This window comes from Vitreoscilla massiliensis, assembly GCF_001457815.1.
Classification (GTDB): Bacteria; Pseudomonadota; Gammaproteobacteria; order Burkholderiales; family Neisseriaceae; genus Vitreoscilla; species Vitreoscilla massiliensis.
The window spans coordinates 1-1432 of sequence record NZ_LN898214.1; the positions used below are offsets into that span (position 1 = coordinate 1).

A 1432-nucleotide genomic window follows, 5' to 3' on the forward strand; every position below is an offset into this window, starting at 1 on the left:
AACCAACACAAACAACGTATAGGTTCTCGCACAATTAAAGCGTTATTACAACAAATTGGATTCCAAGTCGGAAGGTACAAAGTTCGCAGTGTGATGAGAAAGTTGGGTTTGGTATGTCAGCAGCGTCAAGCATTTAAGGTGACAACCAAACGCAATGAGAGGCACCAAGTTCAATTCAACTTATTGAATCAAAACTTCCAACCGTTGTTTGCCAATGAAGTTTGGGCCGGCGACATTACTTACATCAAAACCAGCCAAGGTTGGCGCTACCTGGCTGTGGTGATGGACTTGTTCTCTCGCCGCATTGTGGGTTGGAGTATGGCTGAACGCATGAAAGCTGACTTGGTGATTCAAGCGTTACAACAGGCACATGTCTTACGCCAACCGCAGTATGGCTGTGTATTTCACAGCGACCGAGGTTCACAGTACACCAGTCGAGCCTTCGCTAAGAAAGCCAGTCAATTAAAGATGCGTTTGAGTATGTCTGATATGGGATGTTGCTACGATAATGCGGTAGTAGAGCGATTCTTTGGCAGTTTGAAATATGAAGGTTTAGGCCATACCACGAGCATGAATGAAAGTGTAGTCAAACAAGAAATCACGCAATTTATTCATTATTACAATTTTAAACGGCCACATACAGCCAACAATGGAATGAGCCCATTGGAGTATGAAAATTCTCAGATAAAAGTGTCCTGCGCGGCTTGACCACTACAAACCAACACAAACAACGTATAGGTTCTCGCACAATTAAAGCGTTATTACAACAAATTGGATTCCAAGTCGGAAGGTACAAAGTTCGCAGTGTGATGAGAAAGTTGGGTTTGGTATGTCAGCAGCGTCAAGCATTTAAGGTGACAACCAAACGCAATGAGAGGCACCAAGTTCAATTCAACTTATTGAATCAAAACTTCCAACCGTTGTTTGCCAATGAAGTTTGGGCCGGCGACATTACTTACATCAAAACCAGCCAAGGTTGGCGCTACCTGGCTGTGGTGATGGACTTGTTCTCTCGCCGCATTGTGGGTTGGAGTATGGCTGAACGCATGAAAGCTGACTTGGTGATTCAAGCGTTACAACACGCACATGTCTTACGCCAACCGCAGTATGGCTGTGTATTTCACAGCGACCGAGGTTCACAGTACACCAGTCGAGCCTTCGCTAAGAAAGCCAGTCAATTAAAGATGCGTTTGAGTATGTCTGATATGGGATGTTGCTACGATAATGCGGTAGTAGAGCGATTCTTTGGCAGTTTGAAATATGAAGGTTTAGGCCATACCACGAGCATGAATGAAAGTGTAGTCAAACAAGAAATCACGCAATTTATTCATTATTACAATTTTAAACGGCCACATACAGCCAACAATGGAATGAGCCCATTGGAGTATGAAAATTCTCAGATAAAAGTGTCCTGCGCGGCTTTTCAACACCA

Annotated in this window: 2 protein-coding genes; both read left to right on the forward strand. The window is 43.8% G+C overall.

What is annotated here, in order from left to right:
• Window positions 1–708, forward strand: a 708-nt coding sequence (locus tag BN3003_RS00030) for an IS3 family transposase (protein ID WP_108721462.1), incomplete at its 5' end; no start/stop codon positions are given.
• A partial coding sequence (locus BN3003_RS00035) for an IS3 family transposase (RefSeq protein ID WP_147645277.1) occupies window positions 705–1432 on the forward strand: 728 nt, incomplete at its 3' end. The genes BN3003_RS00030 and BN3003_RS00035, both read left to right, overlap by 4 nt.